Below are 284 nucleotides of genomic sequence, written 5' to 3' on the forward strand. Positions count from 1 at the left end.
GCAACGGGCGGCAACTTTGAGAAGTTGGAAGTTGCTGGCAACGGCGCAACCACCGCGATCAACGACACCATCGACAAGGTCGACGTGGTTCTGAGCGCTACCACCACCGTCGGCGAAGGCGGCAACATCGTCTACACCGCCAGCCTTGTGGATAAAAACGGCGCGCCGGTGACCAACATCACCAACCCGTTGACCGTCACCCTGGATAACGGCAAAACCATCACCATCGGTGTGAACCAATCCAGCGGCACGGTCACCGCCGTGGCACCGAATGACGTCTACAA

At 59.2% G+C, this 284-nt stretch carries 1 protein-coding gene; it reads left to right on the forward strand.

Features of this window, described 5'->3' with window-relative positions; translation table 11 throughout:
- Positions 1 to 284, forward strand: a 284-nt coding sequence (locus BFP93_RS00355; RefSeq protein WP_141687918.1) for an immunoglobulin-like domain-containing protein, incomplete at both ends; no start/stop codon positions are given.

It is taken from the genome of Pseudomonas sp. 44 R 15 (assembly GCF_900004965.1).
Classification (GTDB): domain Bacteria; phylum Pseudomonadota; class Gammaproteobacteria; order Pseudomonadales; family Pseudomonadaceae; genus Aquipseudomonas; species Aquipseudomonas orientalis_A.